This window comes from Polymorphobacter sp. PAMC 29334, from assembly GCF_019431245.1.
GTDB classification, from domain to species: Bacteria; Pseudomonadota; Alphaproteobacteria; order Sphingomonadales; family Sphingomonadaceae; genus Polymorphobacter_B; species Polymorphobacter_B megasporae.
Genome location: NZ_CP080243.1, coordinates 1,983,902 through 2,008,161 on the forward strand (window position 1 = coordinate 1,983,902; position 24,260 = coordinate 2,008,161).

Consider the following 24,260-nt stretch of genomic DNA (forward strand, 5'->3'; position numbering starts at 1 on the left):
CATGGCATCGATAAAAAGCCTCGGGTTCATCGCCCAGCTGCGCAGCGACGCCAGCAACCACGTCATCCGCTACCGCAATGGCCGGATCCGGCAGAGCGGACGCGGGCTGGTCTTTTGGTTCCGCCCCGAGACCGCGAGCATTGCCGAGCTGCCGATGGACGACCGCGAGATGGCGCTGTTCGTCAAGGGCCGCAGCCAGGACTTCCAGTCGGTCGCCATCCAGGGCACGCTGACGTGGCGTATCGTCGATCCCGAGCTGCTGGCGGCGCGTGTCGACTTCAGCCTCGGATTGCTGACAGGGTCGTTCAAGAGCGAGCCGATCCAGCGGATCGAAACGCGCCTCGCTGGCCTCGTCAACCAGGCGGCGTTGCAATATCTGGCGCAGAATCCGGTCCGCGCACTTCTCGACGCCGGGCCCGAGCCGCTGCGTAACCAGCTCGAGGCGGCGCTTGCCACTGATCCTGCGCTAAACGAGATCGGCATCGCGGTCACTGCAGTCCGCCTGACCAACCTTGCGCCGTCGAGCGAGCTTGAACGCGCGCTGCAAACTCCGACCTTCGAGGCTCTCCAGCAAAAGGCCGACCAGGCGACCTTCGAGCGTCGCGCGATGGCGGTTGAGAAGGAGCGCGGCATCGCCGAGAACGAACTCGCGAACAAGACCGAACTTGCGCGTCGCGAGATGCTGCTGATCACCCAGGAGGCCGAAAACGCTCGCAACCGTGCCACCGGCGTCGCCGAGGCACAGCAGGTCGAAGCTGCTGCCGAGGCCGAGCGCATCCGCACCGTCGAGAGTGCGCAGGCCGAGGCCGAGCAGGCACGGATGACGATCTACCGCGACCTCCCGCCGTCGGTGATGCTCGGCCTTGCGGCGCGCGAACTGGCGGGCAAGCTCGACAAGATCGAGCATCTCAATGTCACGCCCGACCTGCTCGCGACGGTGCTCGGTGAATTTCGCCGTGATAAGCCGACGCTAACGGCAAGCTGAGGCAGCGGTATGTCGACCAACAGCCCGCGCGCAGTCTTTGTCACCCGTGAGACCGATTACGAGCTGTTGCTCGCGCGCCACGCAACGCGGGGCCAGGCGAAGTTTTTCCTCGACACGCGCGGTCAGGACATCGACCTGCTCGAGGACCGGCATCGCCAGTTTCACGACGTGCTCCAGTCGGGCCGCAAGCTCGTTCCTGGCAACTGGCGCCAGGCGCTGGTGCAGCGCGGTGACCTCGACCGCTTCCTGTTCGGGCCTGAGGACGTTGTCATCGTCGTCGGACAGGATGGGCTGGTGGCCAACGTCGCCAAGTATCTCGACGGCCAGCCGGTGCTTGGGCTGAATCCCGCGCCAGACCTGTACGACGGCGTGCTCGTTCGCATCTCGTTGCCACGTCTCGGGGCGTTGTTGCCCGCCAGCATCGCGGGTGCCGCGCCAGTCGAGCGGCGGACAATGGTCGAGGCACGGCTCGACACCGGCGAACGGCTGCTGGCACTGAACGAGGTCTTCGTCGGTCACCACAGCCACCAGTCGGCGCGCTATCGCATCGCAACCCCCGACGGCGCCGAAAACCAATCCTCGAGCGGTTTGATCGTCGCCTCGGGTACGGGAGCGACCGGCTGGGCGCGGTCGATCATGGGGGCGACGCACGAAGTCGTGGCGCTGACCCCTGAAGAAGCCGCCGTCGCGTTCTTCGTCCGCGAGCCGTTCCCTAGCATTGCCACCGGCACCACCCTGCGCGCTGGAAAGCTGGAGCGCGTGCCGCTCGAGGTGACCTCGCGGATGAACGACGGCGGCGTGATCTTTGCCGACGGCATCGAGCAAGATTTTCTGGCTTTCGACTGGGGGCACAGTGTCAAGCTAGGTCCGGCCAAGCAGACGCTGTATTTGGTTACCGGATAAGCAGGGTGTGGATAGCTTTCGCCGTGCGAGTTTGAGACTGCAGGGCCATTAAGGATAAATGGCTTTTACGACACTGGCTTTGAAGCCGCCTTTGCTGCGTCCGTCGGTCTGCAGCAACGACGCGGCGACGATCATCGCCTCACGCCCCGTTGATGATGACCGTGCCGGTCGCTCGGTCATCGGAGCGGGATACACCGTTGAAGATCGCTGGATCTGAAGGGGACAGGTTGGCCAAGCTTACGCCTCCAATTACCGGACCGGCGTCGGCGGCGGCGAGTGTGGGTGCGCACGGGATGCTCGCAAACTGCGCGACCGGTGCAGGCGTCGGAATCGTCGCCGGAATGCGATCGTCCAGACGATGCGCAGTGTGTTGGAGGAAGTTCGATACAGCGTGACGCGCGGGGCGATGCACCGCGAGAATTGCCGGGGGTGCAAGCACCGCCGGGCATACGCACATCGCGATTAGTTTTGCCCTCAACATTTTATAACCCAACCACCAAGTGCCCAACGCTAAGAATAGACAATAAACATTTCCGTTTCATCACCAAAATTGAAAGGTGGTAAATCGCCGGAATTAAGCACGGCCATGCGGGTACGCGCATCAAAGTGAGCGGATGACGTTCGCCGTTGCGATGCGTTATCTCGTGACCACAGAGACACGCTACTCGGGGTCAAATCTAAGCGCGATCCTACGGCAACTCGAGCCGCCGCTGCTCATAGGCCCGGTGCCAGTCGCCAAGATCGGAATACATCGCGGTCGCTCCCGCCTCGACCAAATCGGCTTGCACGCTCAATCCCGAAAGCGGCTTGTCGAGGGCGTCCATGATGCGCCGCAACGTCTTGGCCGTGATGAGCGACCGTTCCGCACTGGCATCGAAATCGCCTTGCATCCGGATACCGAAAATGGCGGCACCCACAGCCGGGAGGCCGGCCGAAAAGGCGATGAACAGGTGCGCATGGCCCTCGGCAAACTCGCGCGCGAACACGTTGCAGATTGCTGCCGACAGACAGCTCAGCAGCGAGGTCGCGAACAGCACGATGCCGACCTGGTGCAGCCGATGGTCGAGCCGGTGCATCTGGGTGGCAGTGTTGCTGTGGTAATCGACCTGGGGCTGAAACTCGACTGCGACCAAGCTTTTCACGAGCGCACCCGCGTCTGTCATTGTCCCCGATGGACAGCCTGAGTCGCGCCAGACCGCTGCTGCATACCACTCGATCCACCTTCGATCGGAGCCGGATTCCTTGCCCAGTCGCGGGGGCGCCGCGACCCCGAGCAGCTTCAGGCTGCGCATCAGACGGATGCGTTCGGCGAGCTGGCGATATTCCAACCAACGCCGATGCCATTGTCGCCGCGCACCGACGCTCGTGTTGATGACGAACCCGATGATGGCGAGCGGCTCGCACAGGGCCGCCCAGAATTCGAGGTTCGGAAAGACCAGCCCGGTCAGCGCGATCAGCACCGCCAGCGCGCTCAGCACGAAATTCAGGACATGCCCGGACCGGTAGCTTTGCGCGAAATGCTGCGCCAGATGATCGGCCCAGCCAAACCGGCTTTCGATCACGTCGAGCGATACTCCGATGCCGTGTTGCCGCTCCCCGCACGCCGCATAAAAGGCGCTCCACTCGGCACGCGCCGCCACATCATGCCGCGGGTTGAGGAATACGGTGCGTCGTAGCCGCTTGATCCCCAACAGCGCGAGCAGGAGCGGATATTCCGCGCGCGATCGAAACCGCCGCTCCGGCTCTGCGAGATAGGTCTGGAAGTGCCGATCCTCGACACGATCGGCGGGCGGCCTGAGGATCTCGTTAACGAGCGAAGCGATTTCCGACGCATCGGCAGATCGGCTGGGTGTCGCCGCGGTTCCCCATTGATGCACGAAGCTGGAGTAGCCGGCCCACAAGATGCGGGACGGTTGGTTCGGATCGATCGGAATCTGAATGACCGGAATGCCGCGCTCGAGCGCGAGTTCGACGATCTCGGCAGTGCCCCCGCGCCCTCGCGCCGGGCTGCCATCCCATATCGCGATGACGAGATCGCTATGGGCGACCGTGGCTTGCCCCGCCAGCGCATACCCTTCTTCACGCGCGCCAGATTGCGCGGGCAGTTCGAGTACGCGCTGAGCCTGTTCCAGTAACAGGTCGAATTGCACGAGGGCTTCGCAAGCGAAATCCTTCCGATACTCCGCGTGCGGCAGCGGCAGGATCGCGTCGAGGGCATACCCCGCCTCCAGCGCCGTTTGCGCGGCGATCTGGTCTGCTCCTTCCGCGAGCGGCGACAGGAGGCGCGGGATAAAGGGCGCCGGTTCGAACGCGTCGGCGTGTCGCTCTCCGACACCGGCCGCCACTTTTGACAATTGGCCAAGCACATCTGCCAGTCGCGCCTCGACGTGAGCAACCGCTGCGGCATCCAACTGCGGAGGACGATGACCGGTAATGCCGACGGACAGGTTGAGCATGGGACGCGGAGGATGACGTAAATGCACCAAGCGAACCCTTAAATCCTGTCAGACGGATTGTAACGGCGATCACCCACCATTAGGAACTCAGCGTTCAACGGGTCGGGCCCAGTGCCTTTACGACAGCCTGGAAGCGGGCCTCCCTGCGGATCGGGTCCAAATAGGGATCGGCAAAAATCACTGTCAGGCCCGCATCGCGCAATGCCAACGCTTTTTCGAGCATGGTGCAAGCAAGGTCCACTACCCCGCGTTGCGAACGGATTTGGGCGAACTGATAAATAATGGAGTCTTTATAGGTATCGTCCAACGACTTAAGTCTCGCATCAGACCCCGGCAAGTCTCCCAATTTCGCCAAAGCGATGGCTTCACCCGTCAGCCGAGAGAAGTGCAAGTTCGGCAAGCGTCCGTACTGCACCAGCGCCTCACGATAGCGGCCAAGCATGTTGAGGGAATCTCCAGCAACAGTCTTTCCGTAGAACATCTTCGGAAACAGGACGGTGGATTTTAATCCCGCATCCAATGCTTCGGCATATCGCCTGCCGTAGTACAGCACACTCGCCTGGATTGTAAGGTTCGTCCTGAAGAGAGGATCGAGCTTGGTGGCGAGCTCGATGGCGCGAAGCGCAGCGTCGAATTCGCCGACCCCGCTCAAAAGTTGCGCCTGCCCGCGTAGGGACTCCGAACCCCCGCCCACTGCCACACCTTGTTCGTAGGTCCGCCGCGCCTCCCGCAGATCGAGCGCGCCTTTCAATCCTTGGGCCAAGCCACTGTAAGCTGAAGCGAGTTTGGGTGCCTCCGATACCGCGATCCGTCCTGCTTCTATGGCGCGTTGCATGCCTTGCTGGACCTCTTCCGCAGTCGGAGCATTTTGTGCCAATAATCCAATCATGCGCGCGCGATGGGCCAGAGCTTCTCCGTAATGTGCATCCAACTGGAGCGCGGAGTCGACCAGCGCGAGCGCGCGGGTATAGCTTTCGTCAGTGTCGTCGGAGCGGGTCGCATCGAAAGCCCGAAGGAGGAGATCGTGCGCCTTAGCGTTGCGCGTACCGCCGACCGACAGCAGATCCTTTTCCTGCGGCAGCAGTCGTATCTGCAAGGCCTGCGCTACGCTCTGCGCGATCGCCGACTGAATCTCCAGCGAGTCGCCGGGGGCGCGATCATAGCTTTCCGACCAATGTTCCACGCCGTCCTTGCCGCTGACGAGCTGCGCGGAAATCCGGATCATGCTCGGCGAGCGACGCACGCTGCCGGTCAGGATGCTGGCGACCCCCAGCTTGGCCGCCGCCGTTCGCGTATCCTCATTACGCGCCGCCTCGGACGAGTTCCGCCCGATCACGGTGAATTGCGGGATGCGCGTGAGCGCGCTGCGCAGTTCCTCGGCGATGCCGTCGGCGAAATAGGCCTGGGTGGGGTCGCCCGAGAGATTGGCGAACGGCATCACCGCGATGCTCGCATCCTTCGCCTCGGCACGCGGCCACAGCGCCCAGCCGCCAGCGCCCGCTGCGAGAAGCGCGGCTAAACCGCCGCCGGCAAGCGCCAGCCTGCGATCCATGCCCGCACGCGGCCGTCCGCCAAGCTTCACCGATGCTGGTAGGCGTTTGCCATCGAGGATCGCGCGCACCGCCGTCAGCAAGGCGTGGTACTGCGGATCGGCGCGGTCGCCTTTCCAGCCGATGAGCGACAGCGCTTGGATTTCCCCGAAGCCCAGCGGCGGCTCGACGGGATCGATCAGCACCGGCAGATAAGCATTGCGGCGCTGCGCCCGCGTTGCCTCGTCGCGCACGAAATGGCCCTCGGCACCGGTCGAGCCCTTGCTCCACACGACCAGCACGCAGCGCGCGGCATTGAGATTCTGCTCGATCGCCTCGCGCCATGCGTCGCCGCCACCGATATGCGCGTCCCACCAGATCGCGATGCCGTCGGCCTCGAGCGCATCGACCAACGGCTTCAATCGTGCGCGATCCTGCGATTTGTAGGAAACGAACAGATCGACCATGGTGACTGCGTCGCCTTCCCCGAATTCGTAAAAGCTGTGCCGCCAAAGTGGACCGGAAACAATAGCCGTAACGATTCAAAACACTGGATGCGTAAAATTCACGATCGTGGGCCCGGTCGATCGGGTTCGATCGAATGCGGCAGACACTTGCGGCCGAAATGACCGATCCAAAAACGCGATTTTGACGCTGAGAAACGATCCATCCTGTAGTGACGGCTCCGGATCGAAGCGGTCCTCCAACGGTGACGACGATGACCGTTAGTCCCAAATGAGTTATTCGGTCTACGCCAGTGCGAGATGAACGAACGGCGGGTTTTCAGAAGCTACAGAGCGCCGACGGAAGCCCTCGGATCTACAACTTTCCGGACGGCAGCTCTGCGTTCCACGCCCAAAAGCTACCAGACATTTACCGACCCCGTTTTAGCAGGGGCAGTACATAAATCGATGTCTGGCGTTGGGGATCGCCAATACCGTCGCGAATGGTCGATTCCGGGGCAGCAACGCTGAGTGAAGATGCGGCAATGCCTCGGCACGAAGCCATCATCCCGCTGTCGGCTGTCAGGCTGTTGTACGACCACTCATCTCGGCACCGGCGCTGCGATCGAAGCGGGCGTTGACGAAGACCGACAACAGCGAAATTGCCGTGACGGTCCAGAAGGCTGCGGAGAAATCGGCGAAACCAGGCGCGGCGCGGGCGTGCCACACCATCGAGGCGTGCAGCGCCGTGCCGGCGGTGCATATGCCGAGTGAAAGCATCAACTGCTGGAAGGTGGCGTAGAAGCTTGTTGCCGCGCTCATCCGCTCCTTGCCGATCTCGTCATAGGCAATCGTGTTGTAGGCGGTGAACTGGAAAGACATTAGGAAACCCGAGACCACCAGCACGGCGAACACCGCGGGCAACGGCCAATCGGGCCGGAACAGGCCGCATGCCGCGTAGGCGACGGTTCCCAGAAAGCTCATTGCCATCAGGCTCGACCGAAAGCCGAAGCGGTGCAGGAGGCGACGGGCCAGCCCCTTCATCCCGAACGAGCCGATAGCGGTGGCCAGCGTCATCATACCGCTCTGCGCGGGCGATAGCCCGAAGGCGAGCTGCATCATCAGCGGCAGCAGGAAGGGCTGCGCGCCCTGTGTGATCCGGGCCAGCGAGCCGGCGATCAACGACAAGCTGAAGGTCGGCACGCGCATGAGCGACACGTCGAGAATGGGATGGATAGTCCGTCGCGCGTGGAGCAGATAGAGGATGCCCGCGACGGCGCCCGTCAGGACCATGAGGACGGCCAGACCCGCCGCGCCCGAGCGGCTCGCCATCTCGAAACCGAACAGCAAACACCCGAGCGCCAGCGACGACAGGACGAAGCCGAGCCAGTCGAAGCCGTGCGGGGCGGTCTCGCTGATATCGGCGATGAACCGGCCGGCAAGCACAATTCCCAGAATGCCGATGGGCAGGTTGAGCCAGAAGATCCAGCGCCAGTCGAGATAGGTGACGATCAGGCCGCCGACCGGCGGGCCGACGATCGGGCCGATGAGCGCGGGCATGATCAGCCACGACATCGCCGACACCATGTCGCGTTTGGCGACCGAGCGGAGCAGAACCAGCCGGCCAACGGGCAGCATCATCGCCCCGCCGATCCCCTGGGCTAAGCGCGCCGCGACGAGCAGCGGCAGAGTCGGTGCCAGCCCGCAGGCAAGCGAGCCGGCGATGAAGAGGCCGATTGCGGCACGGAACACGCGCTTTGCGCCGTATCGATCGGCGACCGTGCCCGAAGCCGGGATGAAGACGGCCAGCGCCAGCAGGTAGGAGGTGAGCGCGATGCTCATCTCGGGGGCGCGGACGTGGAAATCCCGCGCCATCGCGGGCAAGGCCGTGGCCAGCACGGTCGCATCGAGGTTTTCCATGAACATCGCGCACGCGATGATCAGCGCGACGGTGCGATAGTTCGCGCCCGGCGGCGCGCCGCCGTCGTGATCGGCGGTCTGCGCGATGCCGTTGCCGGCGGGGACGATGCCATCGCGCATCTCGCTGTTGACCGAGGCGATGCCGCGACGCCGCGGTCGCAGCAGCTGGCGAGGATCGAGATTGGTGGGAAGATGGAGTTGCATTGCGGGCCAGTCAGCTGGCTGCCGGCCCCTTTGTTCCAAGCCCGTCGGCCGACGGCACGATTGGCTGACGATGCGCAAACAACACGGCCGCCAGGCTGATTAGCGCGGCTCCGGTCAACCAGGCGCCGGGAATGGCGAGGTTGCCGGTGCGGCCGATCAGCCACGTGACGATGAAGGGGGTAAACCCGCCGACCGCCGTCGCCAGACTATACGCCAGGCTGAAGCCCGACGCCCGCACCGACGCCGGTACGACCTCGGTCAGATAGACAACCATCGCCGAATTATAGCTCGCATAGATGGCCGAGAGCCAAAGCTCGACAGCGATCAACTTGCCGATGCTGGGCTCATCGACGAGCCACGCCATCGCCGGATAGGCGGTTAGAACCGCAAGCACGGTGCAGGCGATAAGGATGGGCCGGCGTCCGATCCGGTCGGACAGCGCGCCCATCAGCGGCAGCCAGATGAGGTTCGACAGCCCCACGCCTGCCGTCACCCACAGATTGGCGCGCTCCGGCAGATGCAACAGCTTGCCGAACGTCGGCGTATACGCCGTGATCATGTAAAAGCTCACCGTCGTCATCAGCACCAGCGCGACGCCGCCGAGCACGGCCCCCCGTCCGGCCCACAGCGACCGGGCGATCTCGCGCGACGTAAGCCTCTCCCCGCGCCGCTCGAACTCGTCACTCTCGCGCAGATGCCGGCGCAGCAAGAAGATGAACGGGACGACCGCGCAGCCGAGGACCAGCGGGATGCGCCATCCCCAGGCGGCAAGCTGCGCGGCATCCAATACCGACGACAGCGCAACCCCGACCAGCGCCGCGACAACGACGGCGACCTGCTGCGACGCTGATTGCCATGAGACATAAAAGCCCTTGTGGCCCGGCGGCGCGATCTCCGCGAGATAGACCGATACGTTGCCAAGCTCGGCACCCGCCGAAAAGCCCTGCAGCAAGCGACCGAACAGGATCAGGACGGGGGCAAGCACGCCGATCGTGGCGTACGCCGGGGTCACGGCAAGTGTGACGATGCCGATGCTCATCAACGCCAGCGTCAGCAGCAGGCCCTTGCGCCGGCCATAGCGATCGGTGAACGATCCCAGGATGACCGCCCCGAGGGGCCGCATCAGAAAGCCGACGCCGAACGTCGCGAGCGACTTGAGCAGCGTGCCAAGCGGATCGTCGCTCGGGAAATACGCCGCACCGATGGCGGCAGCAAAATAGCCGAACACCATGAAGTCGTACATCTCGAGGAAATTGCCGCTCGCCACCCGCACGATATCGGGGGCCCGGCTGCGGGGCTCGGGCAAGGGACGGGGCAGGGTCATGGTTGATCCAAACGTTGGGGCGGTCATTGGTTGCGAACGACAGGGCCGAGACGCGAATGCCGCCGCTGTCACTATTCCGGCAAATCAGTCGTTAAATCCCTGAATAGGCGTCCGCAGTCGGGAAGCCGTCGCAGACGCGCTGAACGATCGGCTCTGGTCGAACCCGTCGCCAAGTCACGAGGTGCCGACAGGCGTCCAGCGGAGCTTATCGATTAGCGCGCGCAACGCCGGGGTAACGTGCCGGCTCGGATAATAGAGGTAGCAGCCGGGGAATGTCGGGCACCACGGGTCGAGCACCTGGATCAGTCGACCGTCGGCGATCTCATCGGCAACATCGTGTTCCAGCATATATCCTAAACCCGCGCCGGCGCGGACTGCAGCGGCAGCCAGCAATTCGTCGTTCACGACGAGCTGTCCGCCGGGGCGAAACCTGACGTCACGGCCATTATGTTCGAACTCCCATGGTAGCAGTCCGCCACCGCCGAGAAGCCGATAGTTTATGCAATTATGGCCTTCCAGATCGGCGGGCGCCGCGGGGATGGGGCGGGTCGCGAAATAATCGGGCGTCCCGACCACCAGCGTGCGCAAGGCCGGGCCGACCGGGACCGCCGCCATATCCTTGGCGACCGTCTCGCCCAGCCGGATGCCGGCGTCGAAACCGCCGGTCACGAGGTCGACCAGCCGGTCCTCGACGATCACCTCGACCGAAATGTCGGCATGCTCGCGCAGGAATCCCGGCAATGCTGGCGCCAGCACTGTGCGCGCCGCATAGCCGAAAGTCGTCAGCCGCACCGCGCCCGACGGCGCGCCGCGCCAATCGGCCAATGCCGAGAGCCCGCGCGCGACCTCGGCCAAGGCCGGATCGAGCGAGCGCAGCAGGCGCTCGCCGGCAGCAGTCGGAGCGACGCTGCGTGTGGTCCGCGCAAGCAAGCGCACGCCCAGCCGCGCCTCGAGGCTCCGCATCGCATGGCTGAGCGCTGACGGCGACAGGCTGAGCTCTGCCGCGGCGCGGGTAAAACTGCGCGCCCGGGCGACCGCTGCAAAGGCCGCCAGATCGTCGAGGTCGCCGCGCCGCATTGCTGCATGTCCTTCACAAGCCCTTGCCGCCGATGATGGCTAATCTTGACGTCGACAAGCGCATATTTCGGGTTGGATTTTCAACGGAGCTACAGCAATGATCCTGACCACCTATCGGACGCTCGGACGCTCGGGCCTAGCGGTCAGCCCGCTTGCGCTCGGCACGATGACCTTTGGCGCCGGACGCTGGGGCGCCGACGAAGCAACTTCGCGCAGCATCTTCGATGCGTATGTCGAGGCGGGCGGCAACTTCGCGGACACCGCAGACGTCTATTCGGGCGGACAGAGCGAGGAGATGCTCGGCCGCTTCATCGCCGAGCGCGGGAATCGCGACCGGATGGTGATCGCGACCAAGTCGGGATTTCCGCGCGCCGAAGGAACACCGCTCGCCGGCGGCAACTCTGCGCGCAATATTCGCGACGGGATAGAAGGGTCGCTGCGCCGACTAGGTACCGATTTCATCGACATGTACTGGACGCATGTCTGGGATCGGACCACCCCGCCCGAGGAGGTGCTGCGCGCGCTGACCGATGCGGCGCGGCGCGGCGACATCCTGTATTACGGCTTCTCCAATGCACCGGCGTGGTATGCCGCGCAGATCGCGACGCTAGCCCGGGCACATGGGTTGCCCGAGCCGATCGGCCTCCAATATTCCTATTCGCTGATCGATCGCGGGGTCGAACTCGACGTGATCCCGGCCGGACAGGCGCTTGGCTTGGGAGTGGTTGCTTGGAGTCCGCTGGGGGCAGGGATGCTGACCGGCAAATACGGGCGCGAGAAGATCGCCGATGCCGGACCGGCCGGCAGTCTGCCCAACCGCGCCGGCGTTGCGACGATCAATGGCGGCAGCGACGGACGCCTGAACGGCGACAACCCCTATGGCGGCATGCTGTTCACCAAAAAGAATTTCGACGTGGTGGACGCTTTGCGATCGGTTGCCTCGGAGATCGGCCGTCCAATGGCGCAGGTCGCGCTAGCCTGGGTCGCAGCGCGTCGCGGCGTCGCATCGGTCCTCGTCGGCGCAAGCCGGCCGGAGCAGCTGCTCGTGAACATTGCTGCTCTCGACATCGCCTTCAGCGCGGATCAGCAGACGCGTCTCGACGCAGCGGGCGCACCGCCGATGCTCAATCCGTACTTTATCTTTGACTTGCCCCGCGCCCGAATCTTCGGGGGTCAAGATATCGAGCCATGGGCGCCAAACATCGTCTGAGGAGTATTGGTGGCGGGGGCGTGTCGAGCCCTCGCCGCCCTCTCACAAAGCGGTTCCTGCCAGCTCAAGACAGTCACCTCTTGAATGGCCAAAACCGCGCCAGACTGCGAGGCCTGGAAGCTGAACTAGCGTCAGGAGCGGGGAGGGGGGTGGCGAGCGAGAGCGTCCACAAGCAGGTCTCCTGCGACCATGAAGGCGGTGTCGCCAAAAGGGCGTTTCGGATAGTTCGAGGCAGTGACGATCATGCTACCTCCGTGCCTCGCTGACTGGCATGAGGCACCACGCGTCCGCGCCTTGAACGATCGCCGGCTCGCTCCCGACGGACATTTCATCTTGTGCTGGATTCAGCAGGCGCTTCGGGCGCGCGACAATCCGGCGATCGATGCGGCGATCAGGCTGGGCAACGCGCACGGTCTGCCGGTGCTCGTTTATCATGGCGTGCGCGAAAATTACCCGTACGCCTCCGATCGGTTGCACCATTTCATTCTGGGTTCCAGCCGTGATCTCGCGATCGGCTGTCGCGAGCGCGGGCTTGCCTGCGTCCAGTACCTTGACCGTGCCGATCATCGTGAAAAGGGCCTCGTATACCGGTTAGCGGCCGAGGCCGTTGCCGTGGTCGCGGAGGATCAGCCGGTCTTCGTGGCACGCTGGCAGGCTAAGCAAGTAGCAGCGCGGATCGCCGTGCCAGTCTATGCCGTCGATGCGGCCTGCCTGGTTCCGCCCGCAGTGGTGGGGGAGGGAATTGGCGGCCGGTCGAGTTTCTTGCGCCGTCACGAACCGGAACGTCTGGTCTGGCAGGAGGCGCGTGACGAGCTCGCAGAGGTGGCGCCGTTCGACGGGCCGCTTCCGTTCGTGCCGGACATGCTCGACGATATCAACATTGGCGTGTTCGTCGCCGGGCTGGACATCGACCACAGCCTTCCCGCGAGTACTGCATTTCCCGCGGGCAGGCCGGCCGCCGAGGCACGCCTGCAGCGACTGATGCAGGACGTGCTGCCGGGCTATGCCACGACCCGCAACGATGCGACGCGGCGGGACGGCGCAAGTGGCCTATCGCCGTATCTCCATTTCGGGGTGCTGGGCCCGCGGGAAGTGATGCGGGCAGTCAATCGGTCTAAGGCCAGCGCCCGCGACAAGGCCAAGTTCGCCGACGAGCTGCTCGGCTGGCGCGAGTGGTTCCATTACCAAGCGCGTGCCCTGGCGGCCCCCGAGCGATATGACCGTGTTGCCGGATGGGCGCGCGCTTCGCTTGCTGAACACGCTGGCGATCCGCGACCGGACTTAGAGAGCCTGGGAGCGATGCTGCGGGGCGAGACGCGGGACGAGAGCTGGAATGCCTGCCAGCGCCAGTTTCTCCGCTTTGGCTGGATGCACAACAACCTGCGGATGTATTGGGCGAAGCGGATCATCACGATGACGCCGGACCCGGAGACTGCCTGGGCGACAGCTTGCTACCTGAATGACCGGCTGAGCCTCGATGGCCGGGATGCCGCGACGTACGGCAACATCGCCGCGATGTTCGGTGGCGGGCAGGGCGATCGCGACCGCCCAATCTATGGCCGGGTGACGTCACGTGGCGACTGGTCGACGCGAAGCCGTGACGGCGGTAGCGAATGGCTCGCCAAGGCGGCAGCGCATACGGTGCCAGACGTCACAATTCCCGCGGGGTTGCCGCGCAAGCCCTACCTCGCGGGCTGACGCGGGTTACCGTGCAACCAAAATGTACCGCATAAACTCTCGTTTTTAGATAAACGAACTTTATATGACAGGTAGCCTTGTCGAGGACAGCGTACCCGATACTGTGTCCTAATACTGGGCCGTACATCAAGGCGCGCCCGCTGGACCCGCATTATTTCGAAAAATGGGCAACTCAGTCGCTTTGAAAGGCCGGGCTAGGGCCGCTTGCTGCTTGCTTGAGCAGCGAAGCGGCCCCCGACGGACCTGTGTCAGTAATGCCGTCCATTGTGCTTGCTGTTGTAGATGTGGGTGCTGGCCCGGTTCTGACGGCTCTCCAGTCGCGCACGCTGTTTGCCGTTGAGGTGACCATCGTTGTTACCGCGCATTCGCGCTTCTGTCGCATCGATGCGTCCCTGCTGGCGCTCATCCCGCACGGCTTCACCGGCGGTCAGGCGCCCGCTCGCCACACCCTGATCGATGCGTTCCTGCTGGCGCCCCTCACGCTGGTTGACGCTCTGGGCCTGCACCGCGCCGGACAATGCGAGGGCTGCCGTCAGGACGGCGGCATAAGGTAACTTCGTCATTTCAATCTCCTGGTTACTGCTCCTTCAACGGTGCACCCGACGCTTTCCGTCGCAGCAGTGCCAACGTCGTTTCTCGATTTCACGACAGCCAGTATCGACTCCTGTTTGGCTTCCGATCAGTCACCTAAGATGAACAAATGACCGGTTCGGCAAACCGACCGTAAACGACCGGCATGTGAATCATGCTCGAAACTTCGCGGTTAGCCTTCTCTTAGGCTGCGAGTCCCATGGCGGGTGCGCCAACGCCTTGGCGAGATAGTCGATCAGCAGCTGCACCCGCTGCGGACGCAACGGGTTCGGTGGCATCACCAGATGGAGTCCGAGGGCGGGTGCCGACCAGTCCGGCATGCCGATCTCGAGCTGTCCGTCGCGAAGCTCGCGCCAGACTAGAAATTCAGGCTGCAGCGCGATGCCCCGTCCGCCGACCAGCACCGGGTTCAACAGGTCGGCATTGTCGCTCCACAGGCGGACCGGCGGCTCGACCGTCTCTTCGCCAAACAGCGGATTACGGAAACGCCACACGCCGCGCTGCGCGCTGCCGCTATAGGCGAGCGCGTCGTGATGCTGCAGTTCGCGCGGATGTGTAGGGTGCCCGCGCGCCACGAAATATGAAGGCGCGCCGACCAGCAGGATCCGCACCTCACATAGACTGCGGGCAAGCAGCGAGGAATCATCCAATGCGGCGATCCGCAGCGCGACGTCGAACCCTTCCGCGACGAGATCGACGCGCCGGTCGCTGAGCGCGAACTCGAGCGTGATTTCGGGGTAGGCGGCAAGAAAGTCGGGCAATATTCCGCCGAGAAAAGCCGTGCCGAATGACAGCGGCGCGCTGATCCGCACGCGTCCACGCGGGACATGTGCCTGATCGGCCGCTTCGTCCTCCAAGGCTTCGCCTTCGCGCAAGATGCGCGATGCCCGTTCGAGCGCGCCGCGCCCCGCCTCGGTCAGCGACAAACGCCGCGAAGTTCGTGCAAGCAACGCCAGTCCGAGCTGCGCCTCGAGCCGGCCGATCGCCTTTGACACGGTCGGGTTGGCGAGGCCGAGTTCGTGCGCCGCCCCGGAGAACGAGCCGCACTCGGCGACCTTGGCGAAGATTGCCCATGCTTCGAAGTCAGGAAGGCGTCTTGTCATTATTGGCAACGGTGTGATGCAAACGTTGCTGTTTCGTCAAGTGGCGCAGCGGCGCATCTAGCATCTATCGAGCAGCAAGGCTCTCGCTAGACAAGGACCGCATAATGATCGACCGCCGCCCCTTCGCCGAACTTGGTGCCGCCAATCACGGCTGGCTCGACGCCAAGCATCACTTCTCGTTCGCCAATTATTACGACCCGAAGCGGATGGGCTGGGGCCCGATCCGCGTGTGGAACGACGACACGATCGCGCCGGGCACCGGCTTTCCGCCGCACGCCCATGCCGACATGGAGATCGTCACCTATGTCCGCGAAGGCGCGATCACCCACCAGGACAGCCTCGGCAACGTCGGCCGCACCGAGGCGGGCGACGTCCAGGTAATGAGCGCCGGCTCGGGCGTCCGCCATTCCGAATATAACCGCGAGCCCGGGACGACCAAGATCTTCCAGATCTGGATCGAGCCCGCAACGCGCGGCGAAGCACCGTCGTGGGGTGCCAAGCCCTTTCCCAAGGGTGAGCGCTCTGGGCAGTTCGTCACGCTCGCCAGCGGCATTGCTGGCGACGACGATGCATTGAAGATCCGCACCGACGCACGCATCGTCGGCGCGACACTCAAGGCTGGCGAGACCGCCGAGTATTCACTGGGTTCCGAGCGCCAGGGCTATCTCGTTCCGGCCACCGGCATCGTCGAAATCAACGGCGTCCGCCTCGAAGCCCGCGATGGCGCGGCGATTTCCGACGAAGCCGTGCTGCGTGTCACCGCGATCGAGGATGCCGAGATTGTCCTCGTCGACGCCGCCTGACCTCAGTTCCGACCGCGTACCCCCGACCCAAGGAGTCCGACCATGACCGCGATCACCACCAGCGACGGCACCGAGATTTTCTACAAGGATTGGGGTCCGCGCGATGCCCAGCCGATCATGTTCCACCACGGCTGGCCGCTCAGCGGCGACGATTGGGACGGGCAGATGATGTTCTTCCTCGACAAGGGCTATCGCGTCATCGCGCATGACCGGCGCGGCCACGGTCGCTCGACCCAGACCGCCAGTGGCAACGACATGGACACGTATGTCGCCGATGTCGTCGCGCTGACTGACGCGCTCGACCTAAAGAACGCGATCCACATCGGCCATTCGACCGGCGGCGGCGAAGTCGCGCGCTATGTCGCGCACGCCAAGCCCGGCCGCGTCGCCAAGGCGGTACTGATCAGCGCGGTACCGCCGCAGATGGTGCAGACGCCGACCAACCCGAACGGCGTGCCGATGGCGGTGTTCGACGACATTCGCGCCCAAACCGCAGCCAGCCGTGCCCAGTATTATTGGGACTTCACCATACCCTTCTATGGCTACAACCGCGAAGGCGCCGAGGTGAAGGAGGGCGTGCGCCGCAACTGGTGGCGGCAAGGGATGATGGGCAGCGTCCTCGCCCATGTGAATGGTATCGCGGCATTCTCCGAAACCGATTTCACAGACGATCTCAAGGCGATCGCCGTTCCGACGCTCGTGCTGCACGGCGAGGACGATCAGATCGTGCCGATCGCAATCTCGGGCGCCTTGTCGGCCAAGCTCGTGCCGGGCGAGACGTACAAGACGTATCCCGGCTATCCGCATGGGATGCCGACCACGCACGGTGAGCAGATCAACGCGGACTTGCTGGCGTTCGTTCAGGGCTGAACGCGGCGTCGGGTGGGGCCGCTGTTCCACCCGACGTTCCTATTGGAGAAAGTCGATGAAAGCACTTCGCCTGCTGATCGCCGCTGCGATACTCGCTGTCTCGATGACCGCGCCCGCCCGGACTGCGGCGGCCAGCCCCGATTTCGCGGTGGGCCCGCAATATGATTCGACGCACGTCTATGTCGCGCCGGCGGACTTCGACCGCTTCATGGCGAGTTTCATCGCAACCTTTGGTGGCACCACCAGCAAGCAGGGCGTATCCCAGGTCACACCGACCGCTAGCCAGACGATCTCGCAAGTCGCGATGACGCCTGTCGGCCTAGTCTCGGCCTTCGGCTTCAAGACGCCGATCCCCTATCCGTTCGGCGCGGAACGTACCGGCTATCTTGTCACCGACATCGACGCCGCGGTAGCCGCCGCCCGCGACGCCGGGGCGGTGCGTCTGGTCGAGACCTTTCCCGATCCGATCGGCCGCGACGTCGTGCTGCAATGGCCGGGCGGAGTCACGATGCAATTCTACTGGCACACGGTGAAGCCAAATTACGCGCCGCTGGCGACAATCCCGGAAAACCGCATATACCTGACCGCGGACGCCGCCGATCTGTTCGTCACGCGCTGGCAGGCGTTCGCGCACGCGGTCATCTTGTCGGATGACGCGGCGGCCCCGGGCAGCGAGATCGGGAGGCCCGAGGGGCACTATCGCCGGATCAACCTACGGTCTGGGTTCGGCGATCTTACGGTGCTCGTTACCGACGGAGCGCTGCCTTGGCCGTTTGGCCGCGACATGACAGGCTACGCCGTGGCGGATTTGCCGGCGACGTTGGCCAAGGCGACCAGAGCCGGGGTCGAAACGCTCGTCCCACCGCACCGCGAGGCCGGTCGGGTGTCGACGATGGTTCGCTTTCCGGGCGGCTATATCGCGGAGATCCATTCAACCGACCACTGAGCACGCGTTGGACGGCGCATGAAATTTCGTGAGCGCCGGTCCGCCCTCGCGGCGGTATCTGAACGAGCGCCGGAGGTTGTTGAGCAGCAGTAGCGAGCTGTATTTACCTTCGGGTCGCCTCGTCGCGACGCCGCGAGCGGCAGACGACGAGCTGCTAGCGACGCTTTTGTCTCGAAAGGGTGCACGACCTCGCAGACTATTCCGTGTGCGGCGTGCTGCGGCGCATACGCAGCCGCCAGCGTCCATGAGAAAGCGGCATCCACCGCCGTACGATTGCAGCGTACGTTTGCATGATGTGCCTTGTCACGCCGCACGGGGCGTGCGCTGACCGCTCAACGCACCAGCCGGACCGTCACGCTCATCGTGGGGAGAGGGTCCGGACGAAAGCCACTTGCAACGTGCCGCGATAATATTAGTTAGCTACCTATGGGTGAGCGGTCCGATCTCGAAGGGGCGTATGCGCGGACGTTGTTGCCCCTCGGGCGGAGTTGGCGACAGGCGGCGGATCGCGCCTTGGCGAACCTCGACGTCTCGGCGGCTTGTGGCTGGGCCCTCGTCCAGCTTGGCCGGTTGGGCGACAATATTCGGCAGACCGACCTTGCCCGCGAGCTCGACATCACCGGGCCGTCACTCGTTCGCCTTTTGGATCAACTCGCGGCCGCCCGGATGATCGAGCGTATCGCCGACGCTGCCGATCGCCGCGTCAGCCGGGTCCGGCTGACCGACGCAGGGGCCTCCTTGTTGACGACGATCGAGGGCGTGCTGGCCGACCTGCGCCACAACATTCTCGCGGGCCTGTCCGACGTCGAATTGGCGAACGCGCTGACCGTTGCCCGCCATGTCGAGAACATCGTCGGCCGTCCGCGCGGAGGCACCTGATGCAACGCTTCGGCGTCGGCGAGGCGCTGTTCTCGGTCAAATGCTTTTTCGCGGCGATGCTCGCTTATTATCTTGCACTTCGGATCGGCCTGACGCACCCGTATTGGGCTGTGACGACATCGTACATCGTCGCGCAACCGCTCGCCGGGGCAGTGCTATCGAAGGCGCTGTTTCGCGTCGTCGGCACCGTGCTGGGGGCGATCGCCGCCGTCGTGCTCGTCCCGACCCTCGTCGATACGCCGGTATTGCTGTCGCTGGCGCTGGCGCTGTGGCTCGGGCTTTGCCTCTACATCTCGCTCCTCGACCGCACCCCGCGCGCCTATCTGTTCCTGCTCGCCGGTTACACCGCGAGCATCATCGGTTTCCCGTCGGTGCTGGCGCCGGTGGTGATCTTCACGACGGCGTCGTTGCGGGTGCAGGAGATCACGCTCGGCATCCTGTGCAGCAGCCTCGTCCACGGATTCGTCTATCCGCAGACGGTAACCGCGCGCCTGCTCGTGCGGATCGACGAAATCCTCGCCGATGCCGAGCGCTGGTCGCGCGATGCCCTCGCGAACGACGTCGAGAATGTTGCGCTCGATCACGACCGCCGCCGCCTCGCGATCGACATTGCCGAGCTCGACATGCTGGCGATCCATTTGCCGTTCGACACCGCCCGCCTGCTGCCGCGCGTGCGGACGCTGCGCGCGCTGCAGGACCAGCTGTCGATGCTGCTCCCGCTCGCGAGCGCGGTCGACGACCGCATCGCCGAGCTCGGCCGCGTCGGCAAGGCCCCGCGCCCCGCAGCGGTCCACCTCATCGCGGATGTCCGCGCGTGGCTGGCCGATCCGCCCGACGCCGCCCGCCGCGCCGAGACCGCCGCCGCGCTGCTGGAGCGCGCGAAAGCGCTCGAACCCGGCATCACCGAGCCGCTGTTGTGGCACGATGCGCTCCGGCTCAGCGTCCTTGCCCGCCTGTCGGACCTCATCGTCGCCCACCGCAACTGCCGCGACCTGCGCGACCAGATCCGCGCGCCGACCCGGCGGCTGGTGACACCGGCGCTCGCCGAGCTGATGCGCCGCGCCGGGGGCCGCGCGTTGCACCGCGATCGCGGCATGGCGCTACGGGCGGCAGGGGGCACCGTCGCGACGATCATGCTCGGCTGCGCCTTCTGGATCGGCACCGGCTGGGCCGACGGGGCCGGCGCGGTGCTGATCGCGGGGGTGTGCTGCGCGCTATTCGGCAACGTCGACAACCCGGCCCCGGTGATCATGATCTTCTTCATCGGCTCGCTGATCGGGCTCGTCGCCGCGGCGATTTATGCGTTCGGCGTATTCCCGCGCGTTACCGACTTCGTCACCCTCGTCGCAGTGCTCGCCCCGCCGTTGCTGGTTGCCGGGACATTGCTGGCGCGCCCGGCGACGAGCCTGCTAATGCTCGGCGCGCTTCTTGGCTTTCTCAATACGGTCGGGCTAAACGATCATTACTCGGGCAGCTTCGACTCATTCCTCAATGGCGGGATCGCGCAATTGGCCGGCACGCTATTCGCCGTCGTCACCGTCGGCCTGTTCCAGACGATTAGCGCCGACACGAGCGCGCGCCGCCTGATCCGGGCGAGCTGGCGCGAGCTCGCCCGGGCGAGCACCGCCGCAGGTGCGCCCGACGCCGCGGTGTGGGTCAGCCGGATGCTCGACCGGATCGGACTGCTGCTGCCGCGCCTCGCGACGCTCGCCGACGATCCCGGGCGGCCGCTGCGCGACACGCTCGTCGACCTGCGCATCGGGGTATCGATCGGCGACCTGCGGCAATTGCGGATCGACGGCAGCGACGGCGACGCCCGGCTGATCACGCAGGTCCTCAAGGGGGTCGGAGCGCATTTCGCCGGCCTCGACGTGGCAATGCCCGTGGCCCCCGAAGCCGGGCTGCTCGACGACATCGATCGCGGCCTGGCCGGGCTGGCGGCGAACCCGGTGCCCGCGACCCGCCGCGCCGGGGTGCTGGCGATGACCAGCCTCCGGCGCAACCTGTTCCCGTCGGCGGCGCCGTTCATCGCGGCCCCGTTCGTCGCGGTGGCGGCATGATCGGCGAAATCTCGATCTCCGGCGTCTATCTGCCCGCGCTGCTCGTGCTGGCGATCGTCGCCACCGTCCTGACCGGGATTGCGACGCGGCTGCTGACCCTCGTCAGCGCCTACCGCGCCATCGTCTATCGGCCGATCGTCGATCTTGCGATTTTCGTTCTGATCCTTGGCCTGTTGTCGCTCCTGACCGGCCGACCGGGAAGCTAACATGAGACCCTCGCTCGCCGTCATCGCGCGCTTCGCCGCAACCATCGCCATCGTCGCGCTCGCCATCTTCGTCGGCATCTGGCTGTGGCAGCGCTACGAGAGCGATCCGTGGACGCGCGACGGCCATATCCGCGCCGACGTCGTCCGCGTCACCCCCGACGTCGCCGGCCTCGTGACGCAGGTCGCGGTCCACGACAACCAGATCGTCAAGCCCGGCGACCTGTTGTTCGTCGTCGACCGACCGCGCTTCGCGATCGCGCTGGCGCAGGTCGATGCCGCGATCGCGAGCGCGCGCGCGACGCTCAACCAGGCGAAGCGCGAGACGAAGCGCGATCTGGCTCTCGGCGATCTCGTCGCCGCCGAAACCCACGAACAGAATGTCGCACGGGTTGCGACCGCAAGCGCCGCCCTGCTCCAGCAGCAATCGGCGCGCGTCGCGGCGCAGCTCAACCTCGACCGCACCTCGATCCGGGCGACGGTCCATGGCACCGTGACCAATCTCGATCTCCATCCGGGCGACTATATCGGCGTCGGCCAGCAGGCGATGGCGTTGGTCGACACCGACTCGTTGCGCGTCGAAGGCTATTTCGAGGAGACCAAGCTGCGCCACATCCACATCGGCGACGCCGTCGTCGTCCGGCTGATGGGCGACCCGACCGAGCTCCACGGCCGCGTCGACAGCATCGCCGCCGGTGTCAACGACGGGCAGCGGACGAGCACGAGCAACCAGCTCCCCGACGTCAACCCAACCTTCAACTGGGTACGCCTCGCCCAGCGCATCCCGGTGCGGGTCAAGCTGATCGACGTGCCCGCAGGGGTGGCGCTGATCGCCGGGCGGACGGCGACGGTGACGATCGTCCAGGGTCCGCCGCGGTGAGGTGGCGTGCCGCCGCGGTGCTGGCGCTGCTCGCCGCGCCGGCCTGCACCACCGGGCCCAATTACGCCGTCCCCGAAGGTGCCGCGATCAACCGGCCTGCGGCGAATGGCGCGTTTGCCAGCGGCCACGACAAGGCGTTCGCGCAGGCCGACCTGCCCGACCATTGGTGGCGGCTGTATGGCGATGCGCGGCTCGACGGCTTTGTCGCCGAGGCATTGGCCGCCAACACCGACCTGCGTGCCGCCGACGCCAACTTGCGCCGCGCCGACGAAGTCGTCCGCGAAGTCACCGCCGGGCGTGGTATCGCGACGAGCGTCGGCGGCGGCACGTCGCTGATCCGCGCGTCGCCGCCGACGGGGGTCAATGGCTCGCTCCCGGGGACCGCGTTCTACGATACCGCGATCAGCCTCGCGTACCCGCTCGACCTCGCCGGCAAGATCCGCCGGGCGATCGAAGCCTCGCGTGACGATGCCGAGGCGGTCACCGCCGCGCGCGACAATGTCCGGGTAACCGTCGCTGCCGAGGTCGCGCGCAGCTACGCCGCCGCGTGCTCGGCGAACCTAACGCTCGCCGCAAACCAGCGCGTTCTTGCGGTCCAGCGCCGGACCCTCGACGTCGTCCGGCGCCTGCAGCGCGGCGGCCGTGGCACCGCGTTCGACGTCACCCGCGCCCGCACCGCCGCCGACCAGAGCGAGGCGGCGATCCCGTCGATCCTCGCGACGCGGACCGCGGCACTCTACCGGTTGGCGACGCTGATGGGCCGCGCGCCCGCCGATTACCCCCGCGACGTCGAGGCGTGCACGACCCCGCCAAGCCTGACGCGGCCGCTGCCGATCGGCGACGGCACCGCGCTGCTCCGCCGCCGCCCCGATATCCGCGCCGCCGAGCGGTCGCTCGCGGCGGCGACTGCGCAGGTCGGCGTCGTCACCGCCGACCTGTATCCGCAGGTCAGCCTCGGCGGATCGGTCGGCCTCGCCGGGCCGGTCGGGTCGATCGGCTCGGTCGGCAATGCCTTCACACTCAGCCTCGGGCCGCTGGTCAGCTGGACCTTCCCCAATCGCCGCATCGTCCGCAGCCAGATCGCGCAGGCGGGAGCCGCCGCCGACGCCCAACTCGCGCAATTCGACGGTACCGTCCTCGAATCGCTACGCCAGACCGAGACCGCGCTGTCGGCCTATGCGCGCGAACGCGACCGCCGCGTCGCGCTCGGGCGTGCCGAGGCCGACGCCGCGACCGCCGCCGACCAGGCGAATCGGCTCTACCGCTTCGGCCGCACCGATTTTCTCGCGCTGCTGACCGCCCAGACCGCGCTGAGCACGGCCGAAGCAAACCTCGCCGCTTCCGACGCCCTCGTCATCGACCGGCAGGTCGACCTGTTCCGCGCCCTCGGCGGCGGCTGGCAATGAAAATTCGATCGGTTCCGACGATTAATTAGGGTGAAAGCCCGAGATTGCGGTTCATCGCCGGCAGACTCTAGAATGATATCTGGTGATCCTATGAGCATCGAACCCGTGCTCCAGCCGTCAAACCAAATTCTTTAAAGGATTCAATGCGTCGTAGCCGTTTTTCTGTTTGTGCACCGACAACTGGCCAATGAGTCAGAGAGCAGGGGCCACGAGCCAGATGCCTTCCAGCCGTATTAGTAAACTTCCTCTCACAGAGGGGAGAAGGCTGCCCGACCTCTGTGGATGGCTCCCACGTTGCAAGCGCTAAATCGCAATTTTGGCGTTGGTCGGGTGCTGTCTTCTGCCCGGTCCGTTGGTGCAGTCGGTTGAACTGCCGGCCATGATGGGGTCCTTGAACTGGGTGCCGATCTATTTTTCAGGCTTTGACGCCTTCGTCAGGCGGTGGGGTGTCCCGGTTCCCGGTCTGACCAGTTTGGCTTCATATTGCATCGCTCTCACAATATCCTGGAACTGATCTCATTTCCGTAGTCGAAGTCAGCCCTATTCCGTGCAGCAAGTGCTGGGCGTGATCGGCCCGGTACATCTCTTCCCGCACCATGATCGCCGAGACGATCCGCGCGGTCTTGTCCGCGATCGGCATGGTCGCGACGCGTACCGGCTTTCGAGCCAGCAGAGCGACAATGCGAGAATCTGTTGCATCGGGCATGTAGCTGACCTGCCTGACCAACAAGGTCATACCGGCGATTAACAGCTATGGCAGGTACTTGTCA

The 24,260-nt window shown here is 65.1% G+C and carries 20 protein-coding genes; 12 read left to right on the top strand and 8 right to left on the bottom strand.

The features are described from left to right. Window position 1 precedes the first annotated feature (1 nt). Complete coding sequence (locus tag KZX46_RS13245) at window positions 2–985, top strand: SPFH domain-containing protein (RefSeq protein ID WP_219774389.1); 984 nt, start codon at window positions 2–4, stop codon at window positions 983–985. Between the two features lie 9 nt (window positions 986–994). Continuing rightward, window positions 995–1,888 carry a hypothetical protein gene (locus KZX46_RS13250; RefSeq protein WP_219774390.1) on the top strand — a complete coding sequence of 298 codons (894 nt, stop codon included), beginning with the start codon at window positions 995–997 and terminating at the stop codon, window positions 1,886–1,888. Window positions 1,889–2,577: 689 nt separating this feature from the next. On the opposite strand, the gene KZX46_RS13255 is transcribed toward KZX46_RS13250, so the two are convergent. The 5 genes from KZX46_RS13255 to KZX46_RS13275 form a co-directional block, all read right to left on the bottom strand. After that, window positions 2,578–4,344, bottom strand: coding sequence for a DUF4231 domain-containing protein (locus KZX46_RS13255; RefSeq protein WP_219774391.1), 1,767 nt, complete (start codon window positions 4,342–4,344; stop codon window positions 2,578–2,580). A gap of 94 nt (window positions 4,345–4,438) precedes the next feature. Beyond that, a complete protein-coding gene (locus tag KZX46_RS13260) occupies window positions 4,439–6,340 on the bottom strand; it encodes a TIR domain-containing protein (protein WP_219774392.1) in 1,902 nt (633 codons plus the stop codon). A 558-nt stretch (window positions 6,341–6,898) separates the two neighbouring features. Further along, the gene (locus KZX46_RS13265; protein ID WP_226896284.1) at window positions 6,899–8,356 is read right to left on the bottom strand and encodes a DHA2 family efflux MFS transporter permease subunit; all 1,458 of its coding nucleotides are present in this window, start codon (window positions 8,354–8,356) and stop codon (window positions 6,899–6,901) included. A gap of 94 nt (window positions 8,357–8,450) precedes the next feature. Beyond that, entirely contained in the window at window positions 8,451–9,764 is a 1,314-nt protein-coding gene (gene tcuC / locus KZX46_RS13270; protein ID WP_219774393.1) for a tricarballylate/proton symporter TcuC, read from the bottom strand. A gap of 174 nt (window positions 9,765–9,938) precedes the next feature. Then, window positions 9,939–10,841, bottom strand: coding sequence for a LysR substrate-binding domain-containing protein (locus tag KZX46_RS13275; protein WP_219774394.1), 903 nt, complete (start codon window positions 10,839–10,841; stop codon window positions 9,939–9,941). Window positions 10,842–10,938: 97 nt separating this feature from the next. On the opposite strand from KZX46_RS13275, the gene KZX46_RS13280 reads away from it, so the two are divergent. Together KZX46_RS13280 and KZX46_RS13285 are read left to right on the top strand one after the other, a co-directional pair. Then, window positions 10,939–12,051: an aldo/keto reductase gene (locus KZX46_RS13280; RefSeq protein ID WP_219774395.1), complete on the top strand. Its 1,113-nt coding sequence runs from the start codon at window positions 10,939–10,941 to the stop codon at window positions 12,049–12,051. 294 nt (window positions 12,052–12,345) lie between these two features. After that, window positions 12,346–13,749 (top strand): deoxyribodipyrimidine photo-lyase, encoded by a 1,404-nt coding sequence (locus tag KZX46_RS13285; protein ID WP_226895948.1) that lies wholly within the window; start codon window positions 12,346–12,348, stop codon window positions 13,747–13,749. 248 nt (window positions 13,750–13,997) lie between these two features. On the opposite strand, the gene KZX46_RS13290 is transcribed toward KZX46_RS13285, so the two are convergent. Both KZX46_RS13290 and KZX46_RS13295 read right to left on the bottom strand, forming a co-directional pair. Then, a complete protein-coding gene (locus tag KZX46_RS13290; protein WP_219774396.1) occupies window positions 13,998–14,312 on the bottom strand; it encodes a hypothetical protein in 315 nt (104 codons plus the stop codon). A 180-nt stretch (window positions 14,313–14,492) separates the two neighbouring features. Further along, the gene (locus tag KZX46_RS13295) at window positions 14,493–15,443 is read right to left on the bottom strand and encodes a LysR family transcriptional regulator (protein WP_219774397.1); all 951 of its coding nucleotides are present in this window, start codon (window positions 15,441–15,443) and stop codon (window positions 14,493–14,495) included. A 104-nt stretch (window positions 15,444–15,547) separates the two neighbouring features. Between KZX46_RS13295 and KZX46_RS13300 the strand changes: the two genes are divergently transcribed. From KZX46_RS13300 to KZX46_RS13335, 8 genes are all read left to right on the top strand, one after another. After that, window positions 15,548–16,246: a pirin family protein gene (locus KZX46_RS13300; RefSeq protein WP_219774398.1), complete on the top strand. Its 699-nt coding sequence runs from the start codon at window positions 15,548–15,550 to the stop codon at window positions 16,244–16,246. A 42-nt stretch (window positions 16,247–16,288) separates the two neighbouring features. Beyond that, window positions 16,289–17,116, top strand: a complete 828-nt coding sequence (locus tag KZX46_RS13305; protein ID WP_219774399.1) for an alpha/beta fold hydrolase — start codon at window positions 16,289–16,291, stop codon at window positions 17,114–17,116. Window positions 17,117–17,171: 55 nt separating this feature from the next. After that, a complete protein-coding gene (locus KZX46_RS13310) occupies window positions 17,172–18,062 on the top strand; it encodes a VOC family protein (RefSeq protein ID WP_219774400.1) in 891 nt (296 codons plus the stop codon). A 426-nt stretch (window positions 18,063–18,488) separates the two neighbouring features. Then, window positions 18,489–18,941 carry a MarR family winged helix-turn-helix transcriptional regulator gene (locus tag KZX46_RS13315; RefSeq protein WP_216710674.1) on the top strand — a complete coding sequence of 151 codons (453 nt, stop codon included), beginning with the start codon at window positions 18,489–18,491 and terminating at the stop codon, window positions 18,939–18,941. Further along, window positions 18,941–21,001 carry an FUSC family protein gene (locus tag KZX46_RS13320; protein ID WP_219774401.1) on the top strand — a complete coding sequence of 687 codons (2,061 nt, stop codon included), beginning with the start codon at window positions 18,941–18,943 and terminating at the stop codon, window positions 20,999–21,001. The genes KZX46_RS13315 and KZX46_RS13320 overlap by 1 nt, the downstream gene beginning before the upstream one ends. Beyond that, window positions 20,998–21,207: a DUF1656 domain-containing protein gene (locus tag KZX46_RS13325; protein ID WP_216710672.1), complete on the top strand. Its 210-nt coding sequence runs from the start codon at window positions 20,998–21,000 to the stop codon at window positions 21,205–21,207. Before KZX46_RS13320 ends, KZX46_RS13325 begins: the two co-directional genes overlap by 4 nt. A 1-nt stretch (window position 21,208) precedes the next feature. Beyond that, window positions 21,209–22,084, top strand: a complete 876-nt coding sequence (locus tag KZX46_RS13330; protein WP_219774402.1) for an HlyD family secretion protein — start codon at window positions 21,209–21,211, stop codon at window positions 22,082–22,084. Continuing rightward, the gene (locus tag KZX46_RS13335) at window positions 22,081–23,490 is read left to right on the top strand and encodes an efflux transporter outer membrane subunit (protein WP_219774403.1); all 1,410 of its coding nucleotides are present in this window, start codon (window positions 22,081–22,083) and stop codon (window positions 23,488–23,490) included. Before KZX46_RS13330 ends, KZX46_RS13335 begins: the two co-directional genes overlap by 4 nt. A gap of 478 nt (window positions 23,491–23,968) precedes the next feature. On the opposite strand, the gene KZX46_RS13340 is transcribed toward KZX46_RS13335, so the two are convergent. Further along, complete coding sequence (locus KZX46_RS13340; protein WP_219774404.1) at window positions 23,969–24,226, bottom strand: hypothetical protein; 258 nt, start codon at window positions 24,224–24,226, stop codon at window positions 23,969–23,971. Between the last annotated feature and the right edge of the window lie 34 nt (window positions 24,227–24,260).